The following is a 21,375-nucleotide window of genomic DNA, read 5'->3' as shown; positions in this document are numbered from 1 at the left end:
CCTCACAGCTTCATCAGGCTGGCGTCGTCGACCGAGGCCGAGTGGCGGGAACGGAACAGGGACACGATGATCGCGAGCCCGACCACGACCTCCGCGGCGGCGACGACCATCGTGAAGAAGGCGATGATCTGCCCGTCCAGATTTCCGTGCATCCGGGAGAAGGCGACGAACGCGAGGTTGCAGGCGTTGAGCATCAGCTCGACGCACATGAAGACCACGATCGCGTTGCGCCGGATCAGCACACCGGTGGCGCCGATCGTGAACAACAGGGCTGCGAGGTAGAGATAGTTGACGGGGTTCACTTCGACGCCTCCTCGGACCGCTTGAAGGTGGCCGGGGCGACCGCCCTGCGCTCCAGACGCTCCTCGGCGCGCTGCTCCAGGGCCTTGAGGTCGTTCAGCGCCTCCGTCGAGACGTCGCGGACCTGGCCCCGCTCGCGCAGCGTCTTGCTGACGGTGAGCTCGGACGGGGTGCCGTCGGGCAGCAGGCCCGCGATGTCGACCGCGTTGTGCCGGGCGTAGACGCCGGGCGCGGGCAGCGGCGGCAGGTACTTGCCGTCGCGGACGCGCTGCTCGGACAGTTCGCGCTGCGTCCTGGCCCGCTCGGTGCGCTCGCGGTGGGTGAGCACCATGGCGCCGACCGCGGCCGTGATGAGCAGCGCGCCGGTGATCTCGAAGGCGAAGACGTACTTGGTGAAGACGAGGGACGCGATGCCCTCCACGTTGCCGTTCGCGTTGGCCTGACCGAGGCCGTCGAACTCCTCGAGGGACGCGTTGCCGATGCCGGCGATCAGCAGGATGCCGAAGCCGAGCCCGCTGGCCAGGGCCAGCCAGCGCTGGCCCTTGATGGTCTCCTTCAGGGAGTCCGCCGCGGTGACGCCGACGAGCATCACCACGAACAGGAACAGCATCATGACCGCGCCGGTGTAGACGACGATCTGCACGATGCCGAGGAAGTAGGCGCCGTTGGCGAGGTAGAACACCGCCAGCACGATCATGGTCCCGGCGAGGCAGAGCGCGCTGTGCACGGCCTTCTTCATGAAGACGGTGCACAGGGCGCCGATCACCGCGACCGTGCCGAGGATCCAGAACTGGACGGCCTCTCCGGTGGAGGTGCCGGCGGAGAGGGTCGCCGCGGCGGCGAGCTGCGCGCTCATCGGCGGATCACCTCCTCCGAGGCCGGCTCGGTCCCGCCGAAGGTCGAGTCGCCCTCCTGGACGACCTCCCCCTTGGAGTGGGCGACCTGCCGGACCGTGCCGGGTGCGGCCTCGGTGACCAGGCCCCGGTAGTAGTCCTGTTCGTCCGTGCCCGGGTAGATGGCGTGGGGCGTGTCGACCATGCCCTCCTCCAGGCCGGCGAGCAGCTGCTCCTTGGTGAAGATGAGGTTGGCGCGGCTGGAGTCGGCCAGCTCGAACTCGTTGGTCATCGTCAGCGCGCGCGTGGGGCAGGCCTCGATGCACAGGCCGCACAGGATGCAGCGGGCGTAGTTGATCTGGTAGACGCGGCCGTACCGCTCGCCCGGCGAGTAGCGCTCCTCGTCCGTGTTGTCCGCGCCCTCCACGTAGATCGCGTCGGCGGGGCACGCCCAGGCGCACAGCTCGCAGCCGACGCACTTCTCCAGGCCGTCCGGATGGCGGTTGAGCTGGTGCCGTCCGTGGAAGCGCGGAGCGGTGGTCTTCTTCTGCTCCGGGTACTGCTCGGTGAGCCGCTTCTTGAACATGGCCTTGAAGGTCACGCCGAAGCCGGCCACGGGGTTCAGGAAACCGGGGTCGGTCTCCTTGGGTTCCTCAGCCATCGGACGCCTCCTTTCCATCCGTAGATCCACCCAGGGGTCCATCACTGTGAGTATCCGGTCCGCCACTGACAATCAGCTCCCGGTCCCGGCGCGGGCGGCGCCTGGGCACCGGCGGAAGCTCCTGTCCGGGCATCGGCGGCACGGGGAACCCGCCGGCCATCGGGTCGAAGGCGGCCGGTTCCTCGACGGGCGCCTCGGCACCCCTGCTCTTGTCCCGGTAGATGTCGGCGACGAAGGACACCAGCAGCAGGGCCAGGACGCCGCCGCCGACGTAGAGCGCGATGTCGGTGAAGCCGTAGTTCTCGTTCCGCATGGCCCGCACGCTCGCGACGAGCATCAGCCAGACCAGGGAGACCGGGATGAGGACCTTCCAGCCGAGCTTCATCAGCTGGTCGTACCGCACGCGCGGGAGCGTGCCGCGCAGCCAGATGAAGAAGAACAGCAGCAGCTGGACCTTGATGACGAACCAGAGCAGCGGCCACCAGCCGTGGTTGGCGCCCTCCCAGAAGGTGCTGATCGGCCAGGGGGCCCGCCAGCCGCCGAGGAAGAGCGTGGTGGCGACCGCCGAGACCGTCACCATGTTCACGTACTCGGCGAGCATGAACATCGCGAACTTGATCGACGAGTACTCGGTGTTGAAGCCGCCCACCAGGTCGCCCTCGGACTCCGGCATGTCGAAGGGGGCGCGGTTGGTCTCGCCGACCATCGTGACGATGTAGAGGATGAAGGAGACCGGCAGCAGCACGATGTACCAGCGGTCGGTCTGCTGGGCGACGATCTCCGAGGTCGACATGGAGCCGGAGTAGAGGAACACCGAGGCGAACGCGGCGCCCATCGCGATCTCGTAGGAGATCATCTGCGCGCAGGACCGCAGGCCGCCGAGGAGCGGGTACGTCGATCCGGAGCTCCATCCGGCGAGCACGATGCCGTAGATGCCGACCGAGGCGACCGCGAGGATGAACAGCATCGCGATCGGCAGGTCGGTGAGCTGCATGGCGGTGCGGTGGCCGAAGACCGACACCTCGTTGCCGGCGGGTCCGAAGGGGATCACCGCGATCGCCATGAAGGCCGGGACGGCCGCGACGATCGGCGCCAGGACGTACACCGCCTTGTCGGCGCGCTTGACGACGACGTCTTCCTTGAGCATCAGCTTGATGCCGTCGGCGAGCGACTGGAGCATGCCCCAGGGGCCGTGCCGGTTGGGGCCGATGCGCAGCTGCATCCAGGCGACGACCTTGCGCTCCCACACGATGGAGAACAGCACGGTCACCATCAGGAAGGCGAAGCAGAAGACCGCCTTGATCACCACCAGCCACCAGGGGTCGGTGCCGAACATCGAGAGGTCTTCAGCGGCGAGGTACGGGCTCATGCCTCCACCTCCTTGGGGGCCTCGCCCGCGAGCGTGGCCGGGCCGATGCGGACGAGGGTTCCGGGCAGCACCCCGGCGTCGGAGGCGACGCCGCGGCCGGCCGAGTTCAGCGGGAGCCAGACCACCCGGTCGGGCATCTCGGTGATCTCCAGCGGGAGTTCGACGGCTCCGGCGGGGCCGGTCACGGCCAGGACGTCGCCGTCCTTGACGCCGGCCTCGGCGGCCGTGGCGGCCGACACGCGCGCGCGTGCGGCGTGCCGGGTGCCGGCCAGCGCCTCGTCGCCCTGCTGGAGGAGGCCCTGGTCGAGCAGCAGCCGGTGTCCGGCGAGCACGGCCTCCCCGGCGGCCGGCCGGGGCAGGGCGCCCGCGGTGTGCAGCGGTTCACCGGCCCGCGGCCCGTCCCAGGTGCCGAGCCGGTCGATCTCCGCACGCGTGGTGCGCAGGTCCGGCAGGCCCAGGTGGACGTCCATGGCGTCGGCGAGCATCTGGAGCACGCGCGCGTCGGTGGGCGCGAGGCGGCGGGTCATCTGGTCGGGCTTGAGCGCGGCCTCGAAGAAGCGCACCCTGCCCTCCCAGTTGAGGAAGGTCCCGGCCTTCTCGGCGACCGCCGCGACGGGCAGGACCACGTCGGCGTGGTCGGTGACCTCGCTGGGCCGCAGCTCCAGCGACACCACGAAGCCGGCCTCGGCGAGTGCCGCACGCGCGCGCGTGGGGTCGGGCAGGTCGGCGACCTCCACGCCCGCCACCAGCAGCGCCTGGAGCTCACCGCGCGCGGCGGCCTCGACGATCGCGCCGGTGTCGCGGCCGTAGCGGTGCGGGAGGTCGGCCAGGCCCCAGACCGCGGCGACCTCCTCACGCGCGCGCGGGTCGGTCGCGGGGCGCCCGCCCGGCAGCAGCGACGGCAGCGCCCCCGCCTCGATCGCGCCGCGCTCCCCGGCCCGGCGCGGGATCCACGCCAGCCGGGCGCCGGTCGCGGCGGCGGTCCGCACGGCGGAGGTGAGCCCGCCGGCCACGGACGCCAGCCGCTCGCCGACGACGATCACGGCGCCCTCGGCGCGCAGGGCCTCGGCGGCCCGGGCACCGTCGTCCTCCAGGCCGACGCCGCTCGCGAGCGCGTCCAGCCACTCGGTCTCGGTGCCGGGAGCGGCGGGCAGCAGCGTGCCGCCGGCCTTCTCCAGGCCCCGTGTGGCGTGGGTGGCCAGCGAGAACACCTTCAGCCCGTGCTTGCGCCAGGCCTTGCGCAGCCGCAGGAAGACGCCGGGCGCCTCCTCCTCGGCCTCGAACCCGACCAGCAGCACGGCCGGCGCCTTCTCCAGCGCGGCGTACGTGACGCCCGTGCCTCCCTCAGACTCCGTCTGGGAGGTGCCCCCAAGGTCACGGCCGCGGCCGGCCACCCAGGCGGCGAGGAAGTCGGCCTCCTCGGCGCTGTGCACGCGCGCGCGGAAGTCGATGTCGTTGGTGTCGAGCGCCACGCGCGCGAACTTGCTGTACGCGTAGGCGTCCTCGACGGTGAGCCGTCCGCCGGTCAGGACGCCGGTCCGTCCGCGCGAGGCGAGCAGTCCCTGCGCGGCGATCTGCAGGGCCTCCGGCCAGGAGGCCGGTTCCAGCTCGCCCTCGGCGTTGCGCACCAGGGGGGTCGTCAGCCGGTCCCGCTGCTGCGCGTACCGGAAGGCGAAGCGCCCCTTGTCGCAGATCCACTCCTCGTTGACCTCGGGGTCGTTGGCCGCGAGGCGCCGCATGACCTTGCCGCGCCGATGGTCGGTGCGGGTCGCGCAGCCGCCGGAGCAGTGCTCGCACACGGACGGCGAGGAGATCAGGTCGAACGGCCGGGAGCGGAACCGGTACGCCGCCGAGGTGAGCGCGCCGACCGGGCAGATCTGGATGGTGTTGCCGGAGAAGTACGACTCGAAGGGGTCGCCCTCGCCGGTGCCGACCTGCTGGAGCGCGCCCCGCTCGATCAGCTCGATCATCGGGTCGCCGGCGACCTGGTTGGAGAACCGGGTGCAGCGGGCGCACAGCACGCACCGCTCGCGGTCGAGCAGCACCTGCGTGGAGATCGGCACGGGCTTCTCGTAGGTCCGCTTCTTCCCCTCGAAGCGGGACTCGGCCCGGCCGTGCGACATGGCCTGGTTCTGCAGCGGGCACTCGCCGCCCTTGTCGCAGACGGGGCAGTCCAGCGGGTGGTTGATGAGCAGCAGCTCCATCACCCCGTACTGGGCCTTCTCGGCGACCGGGGAGGTGAGCTGGGTCTTGACCACCATGCCGTCGGTGCAGGTGATGGTGCAGGACGCCATGGGCTTGCGCTGGCCCTCGACCTCGACGATGCACTGGCGGCAGGCGCCGGCCGGGTCGAGGAGGGGGTGGTCGCAGAACCGGGGGATCTCGATGCCGAGCTGCTCGGCGGCCCGGATGACCAGGGTGCCCTTGGGCACGCTGATCTCGATGCCGTCGATCGTGAGCGTGACGAGGTCCTCCGGGGGGAGGGCCGGCTCTCCCCCGCCGGAGGGAGCGCTCGTGGTCACGGTCATGCGTTCACCTCCGTACGGTGGTCGGCCCAGGCCGTCGACCTGGCCGGGTCGAAGGGGCAGCCCCGGCCCGTGATGTGCTGCTCGTACTCCTCGCGGAAGTACTTCAGCGAGGAGAAGATCGGCGAGGCCGCGCCGTCGCCCAGGGCGCAGAAGGACTTGCCGTTGATGTTGTCGGCGATGTCGTTCAGCTTGTCGAGGTCGCTCATCGAGCCCTTGCCGGCCTCGATGTCGCGCAGCAGCTGCACGAGCCAGTACGTGCCCTCGCGGCAGGGCGTGCACTTGCCGCAGGACTCGTGGGCGTAGAACTCGGTCCAGCGGGTGACGGCGCGCACCACGCAGGTCGTCTCGTCGAAGCACTGGAGCGCCTTGGTGCCGAGCATGGAACCGGCGGCGCCCACTCCTTCGTAGTCGAGGGGGACGTCGAGGTGCTCGTCGGTGAACATCGGCGTCGAGGAGCCGCCCGGCGTCCAGAACTTCAGCCGGTGCCCGGGGCGCATGCCGCCGCTCATGTCGAGGAGCTGGCGCAGGGTGATGCCGAGCGGGGCCTCGTACTGGCCGGGGGTGGCGACGTGGCCGCTGAGCGAGTAGAGCGTGAAGCCCGGGGACTTCTCGCTGCCCATCGACCTGAACCACTCCTTGCCCTTGTTCAGGATCGCGGGAACCGACGCGATGGACTCGACGTTGTTCACCACGGTGGGGCACGCGTAGAGGCCCGCGACGGCGGGGAAGGGGGGACGGAGCCGCGGCTGGCCCCGGCGGCCTTCGAGGGAGTCGAGCAGTGCGGTCTCCTCACCGCAGATGTACGCGCCCGCGCCCGCGTGCACGGTGAGTTCGAGGTCGAGTCCGCTGCCCAGGATGTTCTCGCCGAGGAAGCCGGCCGCGTAGGCCTCGCGGACGGCCGCGTGCAGCCTGCGCAGCACGGGGACGACCTCCCCGCGCAGGTAGATGAAGGCGTGCGACGACCTGATGGCGTAGCACGCGATCACGATGCCCTCGATGAGGCTGTGCGGGTTCGCGAAGAGGAGCGGGATGTCCTTGCAGGTCCCCGGCTCCGACTCGTCGGCGTTGACGACGAGGTAGTGGGGCTTGCCGTCCCCCTGGGGGATGAACTGCCACTTCATCCCGGTCGGGAAGCCGGCGCCGCCGCGGCCGCGCAGACCGGAGTCCTTGACGTACGCGATCAGGTCGTCCGGCGACATCGCCAGCGCCTTGCGGAGCCCCTCGTACCCCTCGTGCCTGCGGTAGACGTCCAGCGTCCAGGACTCGTCCTCGTCCCAGAAGGCCGACAGCACGGGTGCGAGCAGCTTCTCCGGGCTGTGGTCCTTGATCTCGGCTGCCAAGGTCATCACTCCCCCTCCTCGGCGGTGGGCCCTGCCGGGTGGGAAGGGTCGGAGGCCGATGTCTCCTGCGGCGCGTCGTGCGAGCTGAGGTGCTGCGTCGGCGACGGGTCGTGCACGGCCCGGTCCTGCGGCGCGTCGTGCGGTCCGCCGTCCCGCGGGTGCACCACGCGCGCGGCGGACGCCTCGCCCTTCGCCAGCTTCAGCCCGGCCAGGGAGGCGGGGCCCGCGCTGCCGCCGGCCGCGACGGCGCCGTCCCGCTCGTCGGGGAAGCCCGCCAGGATCCGGGCGGTCTCCTTGAAGGTGCACAGCGGCGCGCCGCGCGTGGGCGTCACCGGCCGTCCCGCGCGCAGGTCGTCGACGAGGCCGCGGGCGCTCTCGGGGGTCTGGTTGTCGAAGAACTCCCAGTTGACCATGACGACCGGGGCGAAGTCGCAGGCCGCGTTGCACTCGATGTGCTCCAGCGTGACCTTGCCGTCGTCGGTCGTCCCGCCGTTGCCGACGCCCAGGTGCTCCTGGAGAGACTCGAAGATCGCGTCGCCGCCCATGACCGCGCACAGCGTGTTGGTGCAGACGCCGACCTGGTAGTCGCCGCTCGGCCTGCGCCGGTACATGGTGTAGAAGGTCGCGACCGCGGTGACCTCGGCCGTGGTCAGGCCCAGTACGTCCGCGCAGAACTGCATGCCGGTGCGGGTGACGTGCCCTTCCTCCGACTGCACGAGGTGCAGCAGCGGCAGGAGGGCGGACCGGGAGTCCGGGTAGCGGGCGACGACCTCGCGCGCGTCGGCCTCCAGCCGGGCCCGGACGTCGTCCGGGTACGCGGGCGCGGGCAGTTCCGGCATGCCCAGGCCGACGCCCCGATCCGAAGAAGAGGTGGTCACCGGTCGACGCCTCCCATCACGGGGTCGATGGAGGCCACCGCGACGATGACGTCGGCGACCTGGCCGCCCTCGCACATCGCCGCCATGGCCTGAAGGTTGGTGAAGGACGGGTCCCGGAAGTGGACCCGGTAGGGACGGGTGCCGCCGTCGGACACGACGTGCACCCCGAGCTCGCCCTTGGGCGACTCGACCGCCGCGTACGCCTGTCCCGGGGGGACGCGGAAGCCCTCGGTGACCAGCTTGAAGTGGTGGATCAGGGCCTCCATGGAGGTGCCCATGATCTTCTTGATGTGGTCGAGGGAGTTGCCGAGTCCGTCCGGTCCGAGCGCGAGCTGGGCGGGCCAGGCGATCTTCTTGTCGGCGACCATGATCGGTCCGGGCTCCAGCCGGTCCAGGCACTGCTCGACGATCCGCAGCGACTGGCGCATCTCCTCCAGCCGGATCAGGAAGCGGCCGTAGGAGTCGCAGGTGTCGGCGGTCGGGATGTCGAAGTCGTACGTCTCGTAGCCGCAGTACGGCTGCGCCTTGCGCAGGTCGTGGGGCAGGCCGGTGGAGCGCAGGACCGGGCCGGTGGCGCCGAGGGCCATGCAGCCGGCCAGGTCGAGGTAGCCGACGTCCTGCATGCGGGCCTTGAAGATGGGGTTCCCGGTGGCGAGCTTGTCGTACTCCGGGAGGTTCTTCTTCATCTTCTTCACGAACTCGCGGATCTGGTCCACCGCGCCCGGCGGCAGGTCCTGGGCGAGTCCGCCGGGGCGGATGTACGCGTGGTTCATCCGCAGGCCGGTGATCAGCTCGTAGATGTCGAGAATCAGTTCACGATCGCGGAAGCCGTAGATCATGATCGTGGTGGCGCCGAGCTCCATGCCTCCGGTGGCGATGCACACCAGGTGCGAGGAGAGCCGGTTCAGCTCCATCAGCAGCACCCGGATGACCGAGGCGCGGTCGGGGATCTGGTCCTCGATGCCGAGGAGCTTCTCGACGCCCAGGCAGTACGCCGTCTCGTTGAAGAACGGCGTCAGGTAGTCCATGCGCGTCACGAACGTGGTGCCCTGCGTCCAGGTCCGGTACTCGAGGTTCTTCTCGATGCCGGTGTGCAGGTAGCCGATGCCGCAGCGGGCCTCGGTGACCGTCTCGCCGTCGATCTCCAGGATCAGGCGGAGCACGCCGTGGGTCGACGGGTGCTGCGGGCCCATGTTGACGACGATGCGCTCGTCGTCGGCGCGGGCCGCGGTCTGGACGACCTCGTCCCAGTCGCCGCCGGTGACCGTGTAGACGGTGCCTTCGGTCGTCTCCCTGGGGGAGGCGTGGGAAGTGCTCACGAGTACGACCTCCGCTGGTCCGGAGCCGGGATCTGGGCGCCCTTGTACTCGACGGGGATGCCGCCGAGGGGGTAGTCCTTGCGCTGCGGGTGGCCCTGCCAGTCGTCCGGCATCATGATCCGCGTCAGGGCCGGGTGACCGTCGAAGACGATGCCGAAGAAGTCGTACGCCTCGCGCTCGTGCCAGTCGTTCGTCGGGTAGACGGCGAACAGCGACGGGATGTGCGGGTCGTCGTCGGGGGCGCTGACCTCGAGCCGGATCAGCCGGTTGTGGGTGATCGAGCGCAGGTGGTAGACGGCGTGCAGCTCGCGGCCCCTGTCGTTCGGGTAGTGGACGCCGCTGACGCCGGTGCACAGCTCGAAGCGCAGGGCCGGGTCGTCGCGCAGGGTCCGCGCGACGCGGACCAGGTGCTCGCGTTCGACGTGGAAGGTCAGTTCGCCGCGGTCGACGACCGTCTTCCCGATGGCGTTCTCGGGCAGCAGCCCCTGTTCCTCCAGCGCGCCCTCGAGCTCGTCGGCGACCTCGTCGAACCAGCCGCCGTAGGGCCTGCTCGCCGGTCCCGGGAGGCGGACCGAACGGACCAGCCCGCCGTAGCCGGAGGTGTCGCCGCCGTTGTTCGCGCCGAACATGCCGCGCTGGACGCGGATCTCCTCGCCGCCCTGGCCGCGCTGGCCGGGGAGGTTCTGCGCGGAGAGGTCCTTCTCGGGGTTGGGCCCGTTCCCGTCACCCGGGGTGTTGTTCGCGTCGCTCACCGCAGCAGCCCCTTCATCTCGATGGTGGGCAGGGCCTTGAGCGCCGCCTCCTCCGCCTCGCGGGCCGCCTCCTCGGCGTTCACCCCGAGCTTGGAGTTCTGGATCTTGTGGTGGAGCTTGAGGATGGCGTCCATCAGCATCTCGGGCCGCGGCGGGCAGCCGGGGAGGTAGATGTCGACCGGGACGATGTGGTCGACGCCCTGGACGATCGCGTAGTTGTTGAACATGCCGCCCGAGGAGGCGCAGACCCCCATGGAGATCACCCACTTGGGGTTCGGCATCTGGTCGTAGACCTGCCGCAGCACCGGCGCCATCTTCTGGCTCACCCGGCCCGCGACGATCATCAGGTCCGCCTGCCGCGGCGAGCCGCGGAAGACCTCCATGCCGAAGCGCGCCAGGTCGTAGCGGCCGGCGCCGGTGGTCATCATCTCGATGGCACAGCAGGCGAGGCCGAACGTGGCGGGGAAGACGGACGACTTGCGCACCCAGCCCGCGGCCTGCTCGACGGTGGTCAGCAGGAAGCCGCTCGGCAGCTTTTCTTCGAGTCCCATGACTAAAGGCCCCTCAGTCCCATTCCAGGCCGCCGCGCCGCCATACGTACGCGTACGCGACGAAGACGGTGAGCACGAAGAGCAGCATCTCCACGAGCCCGAAGATCCCCAGGGCGTCGAAGGTGACGGCCCAGGGGTAGAGGAAGACGATCTCGATGTCGAAGACGATGAAGAGCATCGCCGTCAGGTAGTACTTGATGGGGAAACGCCCGCCGCCGGCCGGCGTGGGGGTCGGCTCGATGCCGCACTCGTAGGCCTCGAGCTTGGCCCGGTTGTACCGCTTCGGACCGATCAGCGTGGCCATGACCACGGAGAAGACCGCAAAGCCTGCCCCGAGGGCTCCCAGTACGAGGATGGGCGCATACGCGTTCACCGCTCCTCGCTCCTCTCAGTCGGCACTGACTGCATGGGGTCCCCCCTGGTCGAGCGGAGCCGAGACCGGGGAGGTCGCACTGGGCTCACAGCCGCCCCAGCAGTCCCACGAACCCCGCTCGTCCCGGCGAAGATCGCGAACATGTGAAGCAGGTCACAAGCCCAACTGCCTCGCATCTTATGCCTGCCGCTCTGTGATCTGCGACACGGGGTATTGCACAAGCTTTGTGATCTCCACCACCTGACGAAGGATCATGAAGTCGGATGAGCGGTGATCTTCATACAGGAAGCGTTCAGCTGATCACCAGAGGTGACATTTTCGCTCGTCGCCGCTGGCCAGAGGGCGTGGGAAGTGAGCGTCTCCATATCAAGATGCTTCGCGTGCATGCAAATTGGCGCTGGACTCGATCTCCTGATAGTGGCTCCCGTTCACACATCGGGGGGACGGCGGGGCGCGATGTGGACGCGTGCACGCGTTCACGAGCGCCACGGGCATCGCTCCGCGCGGGGGACGCGGCCGCGGGGGCGACCGTTCCGTGACCTCCGCCACATTCATGAGAGGTGTCTGAGAACCGGGCTTGGCCAATCACCTCAACCAGTGGTAAGCGAGGGGCAATTCGGGCGAAACGATCAAAGACCGTGATCACAGGTGGGTCACGGAGGCTGCGCAATGTTCGCCAGGGTGTCAAAAAAGGGCGACACGCCCGGGATTCAAGGGGTCCGTTGAACAACTGTGGCGCAGCCCACGTTTCTTGAAGGTATGGAGGAGCTCCTGATACCGGTTGTCCCTATGTCCCACACCGCTCACATACGCAGCCACCGGAAGCCCCGCCGCAGCGCGTCGACCCTCGCGATGCGGGCCGGAGTTGCCGGTGGCGTCCTCAGCACCCTGGCAGTGGCCGGGGCGTCGGGTTCGGCGAACGCGGCCGAGCCGGTGACGCAGACCCTCGAACTGCCCACCCTGACGGCCGACCTGGCCGCCCAGGTCGCCCAGTCCGCGGACGCCACGCAGCAGGCCGCGGCCAACTACGAGCTGCGCGCCGAGCGCGACGCGGCCGCCGCCGCCGCGGCCAAGGAGGCCAAGGCGGACCTCGCGGAGGCCAAGAAGAAGGCCGCCGCGGCCAAGAGGAAGGCCGCGGAGGAGGCCCGCCAGGAGGCCGCCGAGCGCGCTTCCCGTGCCGCCGAGCGCGCCACCCTGAGCGCCTCCGTGGACACCGGCTCCTCGTCCTCGTCGTCGTCCTCCTCGGTCGAGGTCTCGGCCGGCGTCAGCACGTCCACGGCCACCGGTTCGGCCGCCGCCGTCGTCTCCTTCGTCCAGTCCCAGGTCGGCGACGCCTACGTCTCCGGCGGCACCGGCCCCAACTCCTGGGACTGCTCCGGCCTCGTGCAGGCCGCCTTCAAGCAGGTCGGCGTCGACCTGCCGCGCGTCTCCCAGGACCAGTCGGTCGCCGGCACCCAGGTGTCGCTGAGCAACCTCCAGCCGGGCGACATCCTGTACTGGGGCGGCGCGGGCAGCGCGTACCACGTGGGCGTCTACGTCGGCGACGGCATGTTCGTCGGCGCGCAGAACCCGTCGACGGGCGTCGTGCTGAAGCCCCTGTCGTACGACCCGCCGAGCGGTGCCGTCCGCGTGCTCTGACGCTCGCGTCCGGACACCTCGGACACATCCGTACGAAAGGCCGCAGCCGCTCGGGGGCTGCGGCCTTTCGGGCTCTCCTGACGGACGCGGGCCTCTCCTGGCAGGCTCTGGACGGACCGGTTCCCACCGGCCGTCCACGAGACCGACCACGTGAACGGGCACGTCTACCCGGACCGGCTCTCCGCGCGCGACCGGAAGCGGGCGCTGCGGCAGTCGGCGGCCCGGCGCGACGAGGTGTTCGCGCGCCGGGCCGTCAACGCGGCCGCCTTCGACGAGGCGTGATCACGCCTTCGGGGCCACCTTGCTCAGTCCGTTGATGATGCGGTCCATCGCGTCGCCGCCCGTCGGGTCCGTCAGGTTGGCGAGCATCTTCAGGGTGAACTTCATCAGGATGGGGTGGGTGAGGCCGCGCTGGGTCGCGATCTGCATGACCTTCGGGTTGCCGATGAGCTTCACGAAGGCGCGGCCCAGCGAGTAGTAGCCGCCGTAGGTGTCCTTCAGGACGCGCGGGTAGCGCTGGAGGGCGATCTCGCGCTGGGCCGGCGTGGCCCGCGCGTGGGCCTGGACGATGACGTCGGCGGCGATCTGGCCGGACTCCATGGCGTAGGCGATGCCCTCGCCGTTGAAGGGGTTCACCAGGCCGCCGGCGTCGCCGACCAGGAGCAGGCCCCGGGTGTAGTGGGGCTGGCGGTTGAAGGCCATGGGCAGGGCGGCGCCGCGGATCGGCCCGGTCATGTTCTCCGGGGTGTAGCCCCAGTCCTCCGGCATGGACGCGCACCAGGCCTTCAGCACCTCGCGCCAGTCCAGCTCCTTGAAGGAGGCGGAGGTGTTCAGCACGCCGAGGCCCACGTTCGACGTGCCGTCGCCCATGCCGAAGATCCAGCCGTAGCCCGGCAGGAGGCGGTCCTGGGGGCCGCGGCGGTCCCACAGCTCCAGCCAGGACTCCAGGTAGTCGTCGTCGTGGCGCGGGGAGGTGAAGTAGGTGCGGACCGCGACGCCCATCGGGCGGTCCTCGCGGCGGTGCAGGCCCATCGCCAGGGACAGTCGGGTGGAGTTGCCGTCGGCGGCCACGACCAGCGGCGCGTGGAAGGTGACTTCGCGCTTCTCCTCCCCCAGCTTCGCGCGCACGCCGGTGATGCGGCCCGTGCGGTCGTCGACGACCGGGGCGCCGACGTTGCAGCGCTCGTAGAGGCGGGCGCCCGCCTTCTGCGCCTGGCGGGCGAGCTGCTCGTCGAAGTCGTCGCGCTTGCGGACGAGTCCGTAGTCGGGGAAGGAGGCCAGATCCGGCCAGTCCAGCTGGAGGCGCGAGCCGCCGCCGATGATGCGCAGGCCCTTGTTGCGCAGCCAGCCGGCCTCCTCGGAGATGTCGATGCCCATCGCCACGAGCTGCTTGGTCGCACGCGGGGTGAGTCCGTCGCCGCAGACCTTCTCCCGCGGGAACGCGGTCTTCTCCAGCAGGAGGACGTCGAGTCCGGCCTTGGCCAGGTAGTACGCGGTCGTGGAGCCGGCTGGCCCCGCGCCCACGACGATCACATCGGCGGTGTTGTCGGAGAGGGGCTCGGTCACGGCGGGATCTCCCCAGAGTTTCGAGAATCTGCGTGCCGATGGGCACTGGACATGGGCAGTCTATTCAGCGGCACCGATCACCCGACTGAAGGGCTGCCCCGTGAACCGAGCTCTGCCCGTCGTACGGTTGCGCGTCCCCACCGACGAGGACGCCGTCGCCTGGCACCGGGTCTTCGACGACCCGGACGTCATGGAGTTCCACGGCGGGAGGCCCGCGGAGCTGTCCGTCTACGAGGAGCTCACCGCCCGCCAGCGCCGGCACGACGCCGAGCGCGGCTTCTGCCTGTGGACCGTGGTGGACGAGTCCGGGCGGGTCGTCGGCTTCACCGGCGCCCAGCCGTGGCCGGACGACTGGGGCCCCAAGGGCGAGATCGAGATCGGCTGGCGCCTCGGGCGGGAGCACTGGGGCAAGGGGTACGTCACGGCGGCGGCCCGGCAGGCCCTGGAGCGGGTGCGCTCGGCGGGCGTGGCGGAGGTGGTGGCGATGGTCGACGCCCGCAACGCGCGCTCCATCGCGGTCACGGAGCGGCTCGGCATGCGGCTCGCCGAGGTCTTCACGACCCCGGCGACACAGCGACGGGGACACTGCTACCGGCTCCGACTCTGACGCCGGGGGACGGGCCGCCTCGGCCGGCGACGCGACGCCTCCGGGCGGTGCGCGGCGGAGCCACCGCGCCCGTGCCACCGGCGCCCGTGCGCCCGGCGTCGGGGCCACCCGCCGTGTGCGTACGGCACCGGACCGGCCCGAGGGCCGTGGACGCGGACGAGGTGGCGCGGGGACGGGGCCCGTCCCTCACCGCGCCGGACCGGCCTCCGCCTCGCCGTCGCCGTCGCCGTCGTCGGCCACGCCGTACGCCGGTGTCCGCGGCCCGGTGCCCGGGTGCCGCGGGAGTCGGGGCCCGCTCCGTGCTCGGCCGCCCCGGGGCGCGTGCCGCTCAGCTCTCCTTGAAGCCCCGGTGCAGCGCCACGACGCCGCCCGTCAGGTTCCGGTGGGCCACCTTCGACCAGCCGGCCTTCCGCAGCCGCTCGGCCAGGGCCGCCTGGTCGGGCCAGGCGCGGATGGACTCGGCGAGGTAGACGTAGGCGTCGGGGTTGGACGACACGGCGCGGGCCACCGGCGGCAGGGCGCGCATCAGGTACTCGGTGTACACGGTGCGGAACGGTGCCCAGGTCGGGTGCGAGAACTCGCAGATGACGACCCGGCCGCCGGGACGCGTCACCCGGTACATCTCGCGCAGCGCCGCGTCCGTGTCCTGCACGTTGCGCAGCCCGAAGGAGATGGTGACCGCGTCGAACACGTCGTCCCGGAACGGCAGCCGCGTCGCGTCGCCCGCGGTGAACGGCATCCAGGAGTGCCGCTCCTTGCCCACCCGGAGCATGCCGAGGGAGAAGTCGCAGGGGACGACGTAGGCGCCGGCGCGGGCGAAGGGCTGGGACGAGGTCGCCGTGCCGGCGGCCAGGTCGAGGACCTTCTGCGCGGGCCGGGCGTCGACGGCTCTGGCGACCTCCTTGCGCCACGCCCGGTCCTGGCCGAGGGAGAGAACGGTGTTCGTCAGGTCGTACCGTTCCGCGACGTGGTCGAACATCGAGGCGACTTCGTGCGGCTGCTTGTTCAGGGAAGCGCGGGTCACACGCCCATTGTCGCAGGGCCGCCTCACGGCACGAGCCGCGGCCTCTTCCGCGCGGCGACGTCCTCCACCCAGCCGAAGAGGACGACGGCCACCGCGATCAGGACCCAGCCGACGCCCAGCAGGAACCACTGGCTGTCCAGCGGCAGACGCGCCTCGAACGCCGGTACGTCCCAGAAGCGGTCGATCAGCGGCACCGCGAGGACGAGGGCGAGTTCGTGCCAGAGGTAGATCGTCACCGCGCGGGCGTTGAAGACGGTCACCAGCCGGTCCAGGCCCCGGAACCGGGCCGGTCCGGCGAAGTCGGCCCCGAGCCGCGCCTTCGTGTACATCAGCAGCGTCACGAACCCCGCCGACCAGAAGGCCTGCGCGAGCGGGATGTCGTCGAGGTCGTAGGTGCCGTACTCGCCCTGGTGCGCGAACGCGTACCACCCGCCGTACGCCAGCGCGGCGAGCGCGGGCAGGGCGACGGCGGCCGGTTTCAGCCGCCCCAGCACCCCCTCGTGGTGCGCGAAGCCGAGCAGCCAGCAGAAGAGGAACGTGGCGAGGTCGGTGAGGGCGCTGCCGAAGCGGTCGTCCGGCGGCTGCCAGACGTACTGGAGCACGACGGCGGGGGCCAGCGACAGCACCAGGACGGGCACGGGCGCCGCCCGGAACACCCGCAGCAGCAGCGGCGAGAGGAGGACGAACCACAGGTAGGTCCGCAGGTACCAGAGGATCTCCCAGGCCTGCTCGCCCCAGGCGTTGCCCGGCGGGTCGCCGAGCGGCACGATCCAGTAGACGGCCTGCCACCCCGGCATCCAGCCGTGCATCAGCATCGCGCCGGTCACGAACAGGCCCCAGCACCAGAACGGCGGCAGCAGGCGCCGCAGCCTGCCGCGGAGCACCGCCGGGGCCGGGCGCCGCAGCGACCGGGCCATCAGGGTGCCGGCCAGGCCGAACATGATGCCCATGGAGGGGAAGACCAGCCCCGCCCAGGGCCAGCCGAAGGCGTGGTACGCGACGACCCGGACCAGGGCGACGGCGCGCAGGGTGTCGAAGTAGCGGTCCCGGCCCCCCGTCGCGCCCCCGCCGGGGGCACGGCGCACGGCGTCCCCGGTCACCCTCTCGCCGTGCGCCATCTCGCCGTGCGTCGCGGGAGCGCGCCGCGCCGCCCCCTTGCTGTGCGCCCCCATCACCCGTTCCCCGCCGGCGTGCCCACCTCGCCCGTCCGCTTGAGCTTCTGCCAGCGCAGCCGGCCGCCGGTGAGGGCGGTGACGCAGGAGTGGATGAGGACCAGGTACATCATCTGCCGGTACGCCAGCTGCTGGAGCGGCATCATCAGCAGGTACCGGTACTTCTCCCGGTCGAGCCGGAAGGCGTAGGCCGCGCACAGGAGCTGGACGCCCAGCACCCCCAGCCAGGCGAGCAGGGCCGCGCGGAAGTCGACGAAGACCATCGAGTAGACGGTGAAGACGTCGATGAGCGGGGCGAAGACCGGCGTGACGATCTGGAAGAGCACGACCAGCGGCATGCCGACCCGCCCGAAGCGTCCCGAGGGTCCCCTGTCCGTCAGCGACCCGCGGTGCTTCCACAGGGCCTGCATGGTGCCGTAGGACCAGCGGTAGCGCTGCGACCAGAGCTGCTTCAGGGAGCCCGGCGCCTCGGTCCAGGCCCGCGCGTGCTCCTGGTAGACGACCCGCCACCCGGCGCGGTGCAGGGCGATGGTGATGTCGGTGTCCTCGGCGAGCGTGTCCTCGCTCATGCCGCCGACCTCCAGCACCGCCTCCCGGCGGAAGGCACCGATCGCGCCGGGGATGGTCGGCATGCAGCGCAGCAGGTCGTACATGCGCCGGTCGAGGTTGAAGCCCATCACGTACTCGATGTGCTGCCAGGCCCCGATGAGGGTGCGCCGGTTGCCGACCTTGGCGTTGCCGGCGACCGCGCCGACGCCGGGGTCGGCGAAGGGCTGCACGAGGTGGCGTACGGTGTCCGGCTCGAAGACGGTGTCGCCGTCCATCATCACGACGATGTCGTAGCGGGCGTTGCGGACGCCGTTGTTGAGTGCGGCGGGCTTGCCGGCGTTGGCCTGCCTCACGACCCGGACGTTGGGCAGGCCGAGGGACTCGGCGATCTCGGCCGTGCCGTCCGTCGACCCGTCGTCCACGACGACGATCTCGATCGGGTGGGTGCTGCGCGCCAGCGACTGGAGCGTGTTGGCTATGCACTCCTTCTCGTTGTACGCCGGGACGATCACGCTCACCGGTCCGGTGACGGGTGGTCCCCAGCTGAAGCGGCGTCTGTTGCGTTTGCGGTGGTGGCGGCGGGCGAGGATCAGCATCATCCCGAAGCGGCCCATCACGGCGACGCCGACGACCATGAGCCCGACCGACAGCGCCGGCACGGTCCACTCGGCGACGGCGACGGCCGCGATGAGCGCCCTGCCCTCGTACAGCGTGGTGCCGGTGGCCCGGTGGTGGGCGGCCTGGAGTCCGCCGCCCTGGATGCCGGACGCCTGGGCGCCGGGCCCGCCGGAGGGCTGCTGGCCGGCCTGCTGGTCGGCCATGACGCCGCTGATGGTGGTGAAGGTGTAGCCCTTCGCCTTCATCTTCTCGATGTACTTCGGCAGCGCCTCGATCGTCTGCGACCGCTCGCCGCCGGCGTCGTGGAAGAGCACGGAGGCGCCCTCGTCGTCCTCCGGCGTGGCCCAGTCGACGATCTTCGAGACGCCGGGCCGCTTCCAGTCGTCGCTGTCGGTGTCGATGAAGACGCTGGTGTAACCATCCTCGCCGAGCTTCTCGTAGACGGGCCAGCTGTAGTTGTCGATGGCGTCGGTCTCCGAGGAGTACGGCGCGCGGAACAGCGTGGTGGTGATGCCGGCCGCGCCCGCCAGCGCGAGCTGGGTCTGCTCGATCTCGCGCGTGACGCGGGCTTCGCTCTGGTAGGACAGGTCGATGTGGGTGAAGGTGTGGACACCCACCTCGTTGCCCTGCTCGACCATGTCCTCCACGATGTCCGGATAGCGCGAGACCATGGAGCCGACCAGGAAGAACGTGCCCGGCACGTCGTACTTCTCGAGGATCTCCAGCACCTGCGGCGTCCAGGTCGGGTCCGGTCCGTCGTCGAAGGTCAGCGCGATCGTCTTGTCCGGGACGGAGACCGTGGTGGCCTGTCCGCCGCGGAAGGTGAGGATCGGGCCGCCGTCGAGGACGTCGTCCGGTACGTCGCTCGCGCTCGCCCCGGTGCGCACGCGCTGGTCGCCGCCGACCTCCGCCCGCAGGTAGCCGTCGAGGAGCATCACGCAGGTCAGCGCGAGCAGGAGCAGCAGGGCGAGGAGCACCCGGGGCCGTTGGAGGGCGGCGGCCCGGCCGGCGGCCCGCTCGATCCGGGTGGGGGCCCGTCGGCGGCCTCCGGAGGAGGGTGGTGTGGTCGTGGTCATGGCTGTGGTGGCGTCCCGGTCAGTCGGTGGCGGCGGAGGCGCCGGAAGAGGGGGTGGCGGTCGGCGCCCGCCCGCCGGGGGCGTCGGCGGACGGGGCGCCCGTGGGGGCGAGGCCGTCCTGCGGGCGCGTGCCGCCGGCCGGGCCCCGGCCGTCCTGGCCGCCCCCGAAGGGCAGCAGCGAGGACGGGGCGACCGAGGTGCCGACGCCCATGAAGGCCAGGCCCAGCACGGCCGCGTAGCCGACGCAGACGGCACCGACGAGGAGTCCCAGCCGGCGCAGCAGCCTGGCCCGGCGCCCGGAGTTGTCGACGAACACGGGCCCCTCGGCGGACCCGTTGCCGCGTTGACGGCGGCGACCGCGCGCGGGCCTCTCGCCCAGGGCGGCGCGGCTTTCGAAGGCAGGCTCGGAATGCATTCCCCGGACCATAGGGAGCTTGCCTGTCGCCGGCTGGGGCTCCGTTGTGAGTTCACGATGAAAAGCCGCGCAGGCTGTCCGTCCCCTGTGGGACGGGGGGAAAACGGCCCGTTTCCTCAGGAAGGCCCCAGCCGCGTGTGGAACGCTCACTCGTCCGACGACGAGAACGGGAGCGTACGCACATGAGGGCTTACCGGAAGGCGGCGGCCGGGTGTGCCCTGTTGCTGGCCCTGGCCACCGCCGGCTGTTCCGGGCAGGACGGCACGACGGACGCGGCCGGTGCGGCACCGTCCGGCTCCGCCGCACCGTCCGCCGCCGCGCGGGGCACCGCCTACGCCCCCTACGTCAGCGCCACCACGGCCTCCGCCGAGGACGCGGCGGGCTCCCCCACGACGTACAACCTGGCCTTCGTGATCGCCTCCGGCGACGACTGCGATCCCCGCTGGAACGGCACCCACGAGATCGGCGACGCCTCGGTCGCCTCCCGCGTCGCGAAGCTGAAGGAGTCCGGCGCCGCCGTCCGCGTCTCCTTCGGCGGCGCCTCCGGCACGGAGCTGGCGGCCGCCTGCGACAGCGCCGCCGCGCTGGCGGCGGCGTACGGCGAGGCCCTGGACGCGGCGGGTGCCACGCGGGCGGACTTCGACGTCGAGGGCGACGAACTGACCGACGCCGACTCGGTCGCCCTGCGCTCGGAGGCGATCGCGCTGCTCCAGGAGGAGCGGAGCGGTCTGGAGGTCTCCTTCACCCTCCCGGTGATGCCCTCCGGCCTGGACGCCGACTCCCTCGCGCTGCTGACGTCCGCCAACGACCACGGCGTGAAGGTCTCCACGGTCAACCTCATGACCATGAACTACGGCGAGTCCTACGACGGCGACATGGGCGAGTACGCCCTCACCTCGGCGAAGGCCGCCCACGCGCAGCTGAGGAAGGTCTTCGGGACGTCGGACGCGGACGCCTGGCGGGGCATGGCGCTCACCTCGATGCTGGGCGTCAACGACGTGGCCGGGGAGACGTTCACGCTCGTGGACGCGGCGGAGGTCCGCGCCTTCGCCGAGGAGAACGGCATCGCCTGGGTGTCGATGTGGGCGACGTTCCGGGACCGGCAGTGCGCCGACGACGCCTCCGCGGACGACGCGCTGACCGAATGCAGCGGGGTGGAGCAGGAGAGCGGCGCGTTCGCGGAGGCGTTCGCGGGGTAACGGGCGCTCAGCGCCGCCGGTGCACGAGGCGGCCCGCGACGACGGTCGCCACGCACGTGGACGCGCCGTCCCGCACGAGCGCGGCCCGGTCGGGTACGTCGAACACCGCGAACCGCGCCGGGCTCCCGGGAGCGAGCCCGGGAAGCAGCACGAGCGGCACCGGTGAGAACGACGCGGGCCCGGGCAGGCCGGCCGGGCGTCCCGCCAGGGCGAGCCCCGCTCCGCGCACCGCGTCCAGGGCCGCGCGGCTGCGCAGTTCACCGGCGACGGCGACCGTGCCGTGCGCCAGCATGCGCTGCACCCCGCGGCGTGCGCTGGCGCCCCGCGCGGACGGACCGCTGTCGAGGAGCGCCCGCCCGCGCTCCCCGAAGACCGGCTCGGTGCCGAGCCGGTCCGCTTCGCGCGGGTCGGGGTGGTAGGCCTGCTCCAGCAGCTCCGGACCGTACGGGTTGAGCAGTCCGGGCGTCAGGATGCCGGGCCACCGGCGCACCCGCGCCCGCGGATGGCCGGCGGCCAGTTCCTCGTACGGGCCGACGGCGGCGATGTGTGCGCCGTCGACCAGGACGGCCGCCTCGGGAGAGGCTTCGCAGGCGTGGATCGTCAGCAC

General features: G+C 71.3%; 20 protein-coding genes and 1 pseudogene. 4 read left to right on the top strand and 17 right to left on the bottom strand.

Translation table 11 applies throughout. The features are described from left to right. Positions 1-2: 2 nt before the first annotated feature. From nuoK to JHAT_RS16875, 11 genes are read right to left on the bottom strand one after another with little or no spacing between them, the layout of a single operon-like run. Positions 3-302 carry an NADH-quinone oxidoreductase subunit NuoK gene (nuoK, locus tag JHAT_RS16925; RefSeq protein WP_004927567.1) on the bottom strand — a complete coding sequence of 100 codons (300 nt, stop codon included), beginning with the start codon at positions 300-302 and terminating at the stop codon, positions 3-5. Further along, the gene (locus tag JHAT_RS16920; RefSeq protein WP_077799008.1) at positions 299-1,156 is read right to left on the bottom strand and encodes an NADH-quinone oxidoreductase subunit J; all 858 of its coding nucleotides are present in this window, start codon (positions 1,154-1,156) and stop codon (positions 299-301) included. The genes nuoK and JHAT_RS16920 overlap by 4 nt, the downstream gene beginning before the upstream one ends. Continuing rightward, positions 1,153-1,794, bottom strand: coding sequence for an NADH-quinone oxidoreductase subunit NuoI (gene nuoI / locus JHAT_RS16915; protein ID WP_077799007.1), 642 nt, complete (start codon positions 1,792-1,794; stop codon positions 1,153-1,155). The genes JHAT_RS16920 and nuoI overlap by 4 nt, the downstream gene beginning before the upstream one ends. Continuing rightward, positions 1,787-3,163: an NADH-quinone oxidoreductase subunit NuoH gene (nuoH, locus tag JHAT_RS16910; RefSeq protein ID WP_077799006.1), complete on the bottom strand. Its 1,377-nt coding sequence runs from the start codon at positions 3,161-3,163 to the stop codon at positions 1,787-1,789. The genes nuoI and nuoH overlap by 8 nt, the downstream gene beginning before the upstream one ends. Then, positions 3,160-5,691, bottom strand: a complete 2,532-nt coding sequence (locus JHAT_RS16905) for an NADH-quinone oxidoreductase subunit G (protein WP_077799005.1) — start codon at positions 5,689-5,691, stop codon at positions 3,160-3,162. The genes nuoH and JHAT_RS16905 overlap by 4 nt, the downstream gene beginning before the upstream one ends. Continuing rightward, positions 5,688-7,040 carry an NADH-quinone oxidoreductase subunit NuoF gene (nuoF, locus tag JHAT_RS16900; RefSeq protein ID WP_171990931.1) on the bottom strand — a complete coding sequence of 451 codons (1,353 nt, stop codon included), beginning with the start codon at positions 7,038-7,040 and terminating at the stop codon, positions 5,688-5,690. Before nuoF ends, JHAT_RS16905 begins: the two co-directional genes overlap by 4 nt. Next, complete coding sequence (nuoE, locus tag JHAT_RS16895; RefSeq protein ID WP_077799003.1) at positions 7,037-7,909, bottom strand: NADH-quinone oxidoreductase subunit NuoE; 873 nt, start codon at positions 7,907-7,909, stop codon at positions 7,037-7,039. The genes nuoF and nuoE overlap by 4 nt, the downstream gene beginning before the upstream one ends. Continuing rightward, positions 7,906-9,228, bottom strand: coding sequence for an NADH-quinone oxidoreductase subunit D (locus JHAT_RS16890; protein WP_077799002.1), 1,323 nt, complete (start codon positions 9,226-9,228; stop codon positions 7,906-7,908). The genes nuoE and JHAT_RS16890 overlap by 4 nt, the downstream gene beginning before the upstream one ends. Further along, positions 9,225-9,980 (bottom strand): NADH-quinone oxidoreductase subunit C, encoded by a 756-nt coding sequence (locus tag JHAT_RS16885; protein ID WP_077799001.1) that lies wholly within the window; start codon positions 9,978-9,980, stop codon positions 9,225-9,227. The genes JHAT_RS16890 and JHAT_RS16885 overlap by 4 nt, the downstream gene beginning before the upstream one ends. Then, positions 9,977-10,531 carry an NADH-quinone oxidoreductase subunit B family protein gene (locus JHAT_RS16880; protein WP_029381065.1) on the bottom strand — a complete coding sequence of 185 codons (555 nt, stop codon included), beginning with the start codon at positions 10,529-10,531 and terminating at the stop codon, positions 9,977-9,979. The genes JHAT_RS16885 and JHAT_RS16880 overlap by 4 nt, the downstream gene beginning before the upstream one ends. A 13-nt stretch (positions 10,532-10,544) precedes the next feature. Next, entirely contained in the window at positions 10,545-10,904 is a 360-nt protein-coding gene (locus JHAT_RS16875; protein WP_077799000.1) for an NADH-quinone oxidoreductase subunit A, read from the bottom strand. Positions 10,905-11,693: 789 nt separating this feature from the next. Here JHAT_RS16875 and JHAT_RS16870 point away from each other — a divergent pair. Both JHAT_RS16870 and JHAT_RS16865 read left to right on the top strand, forming a co-directional pair. Further along, entirely contained in the window at positions 11,694-12,542 is an 849-nt protein-coding gene (locus JHAT_RS16870) for a C40 family peptidase (RefSeq protein ID WP_077798999.1), read from the top strand. Between the two features lie 135 nt (positions 12,543-12,677). Then, positions 12,678-12,824: pseudogene (locus JHAT_RS16865) on the top strand (peptide deformylase); the annotation flags it as partial. Here JHAT_RS16865 and JHAT_RS16860 read toward each other — a convergent pair. Continuing rightward, positions 12,825-14,108, bottom strand: coding sequence for a geranylgeranyl reductase family protein (locus JHAT_RS16860; RefSeq protein ID WP_077798998.1), 1,284 nt, complete (start codon positions 14,106-14,108; stop codon positions 12,825-12,827). 100 nt (positions 14,109-14,208) lie between these two features. Between JHAT_RS16860 and JHAT_RS16855 the strand changes: the two genes are divergently transcribed. Continuing rightward, positions 14,209-14,715, top strand: a complete 507-nt coding sequence (locus JHAT_RS16855) for a GNAT family N-acetyltransferase (protein ID WP_077798997.1) — start codon at positions 14,209-14,211, stop codon at positions 14,713-14,715. 328 nt (positions 14,716-15,043) lie between these two features. On the opposite strand, the gene JHAT_RS16850 is transcribed toward JHAT_RS16855, so the two are convergent. The 4 genes from JHAT_RS16850 to JHAT_RS16835 are packed head-to-tail and all read right to left on the bottom strand — an operon-like array spanning position 15,044 to position 19,569. Then, positions 15,044-15,739, bottom strand: coding sequence for a demethylmenaquinone methyltransferase (locus JHAT_RS16850; RefSeq protein WP_077798996.1), 696 nt, complete (start codon positions 15,737-15,739; stop codon positions 15,044-15,046). A gap of 23 nt (positions 15,740-15,762) precedes the next feature. Next, positions 15,763-16,911 carry an acyltransferase gene (locus JHAT_RS16845; RefSeq protein ID WP_171990930.1) on the bottom strand — a complete coding sequence of 383 codons (1,149 nt, stop codon included), beginning with the start codon at positions 16,909-16,911 and terminating at the stop codon, positions 15,763-15,765. Beyond that, the gene (locus JHAT_RS16840; protein ID WP_077798995.1) at positions 16,911-19,154 is read right to left on the bottom strand and encodes a bifunctional polysaccharide deacetylase/glycosyltransferase family 2 protein; all 2,244 of its coding nucleotides are present in this window, start codon (positions 19,152-19,154) and stop codon (positions 16,911-16,913) included. Before JHAT_RS16840 ends, JHAT_RS16845 begins: the two co-directional genes overlap by 1 nt. A 19-nt stretch (positions 19,155-19,173) precedes the next feature. Further along, positions 19,174-19,569, bottom strand: coding sequence for a hypothetical protein (locus tag JHAT_RS16835; protein WP_077799026.1), 396 nt, complete (start codon positions 19,567-19,569; stop codon positions 19,174-19,176). 182 nt (positions 19,570-19,751) lie between these two features. Between JHAT_RS16835 and JHAT_RS16830 the strand changes: the two genes are divergently transcribed. Continuing rightward, positions 19,752-20,768: a chitinase gene (locus JHAT_RS16830; RefSeq protein ID WP_077798994.1), complete on the top strand. Its 1,017-nt coding sequence runs from the start codon at positions 19,752-19,754 to the stop codon at positions 20,766-20,768. Positions 20,769-20,775: 7 nt separating this feature from the next. Here JHAT_RS16830 and JHAT_RS16825 read toward each other — a convergent pair whose 3' ends face one another. Then, positions 20,776-21,375, bottom strand: coding sequence for a hypothetical protein (locus tag JHAT_RS16825; protein ID WP_077798993.1), 600 nt, complete (start codon positions 21,373-21,375; stop codon positions 20,776-20,778).

The organism is Streptomyces sp. JHA26 (assembly GCF_002005565.1).
Lineage (GTDB): Bacteria > Actinomycetota > Actinomycetes > Streptomycetales > Streptomycetaceae > Streptomyces.
This window is presented reverse-complemented; position numbering and strand designations above follow the sequence as displayed.